The organism is Paraburkholderia sp. SIMBA_027, assembly GCF_046535315.1.
Lineage (GTDB): Bacteria > Pseudomonadota > Gammaproteobacteria > Burkholderiales > Burkholderiaceae > Paraburkholderia > Paraburkholderia tropica.
Map to the genome: position 1 here is coordinate 1 of NZ_JAWRWY010000075.1, position 689 is coordinate 689.

At 66.8% G+C, this 689-nt stretch carries 1 protein-coding gene; it reads right to left on the reverse strand.

All coding sequences use genetic code 11. The features are described 5' to 3' along the window. The coding region (locus SB764_RS38190) for a TolC family protein (protein ID WP_410866488.1) at positions 1-689 on the reverse strand (689 nt) is incomplete at both ends.

The window sequence follows — 689 nt, forward strand, 5'->3', positions numbered from 1 at the left end:
AAGATCGGCAGATGCACGGCCGGGCCGATGTTCATCTGGCGGCTCGTGAAGTTGAGGAATTTGCCCCAGCCGAAGGCATCGAAGCCGAAGCCCGCCGCGAGATTCACGTCGGGATAGAACTCGGCCTTCGCTTCCTTGACGTCGTGCATCGCGCCTTCGACCTGCCAGCGCGCGGCGACGATGTCCGGGCGGCGCGCGACGAGATCGGCGGGCAGGTTGTCGGGCAGCGCGACGCTGGCCACCGGATTGAGCATCGGATTGGCGATCTGCAGACCGCGATCCGGACCCTTGCCGAGCAGCGCGCCGAGCTGATAGCGCACGGTTTCGATCTGGCCGTCGATCTGCGAGAGATTCGCCTGGCTCGTCGCGATGTTGCCGTTCGCGGTCTGACGCTCGACGTTAGTGTCGAGGCCCGCGACCACGCGGCCATTCGTGATGTTGCCGATGGTCTTGCGGTTGTCGATTTCGCGCGCGGCGATGTCGCGCAGCGCGTAGAGCTGGGCGAGCTGGTTATAGGTGCGCGCGACCGACGCGGCGAGCGTGATGCGGGCCTGCTGCATCTCGGCTTCGGCGGCGCGCTGCGCGGAGACCGCCTGCGCGAGTCGCTGACGGTTCTTGCCCCAGAGGTCCAGATCCCACGAGGCGCTGGCCAGCACGTTGTTTTCGCTGTACCAGCTGCCGCCGTAGGG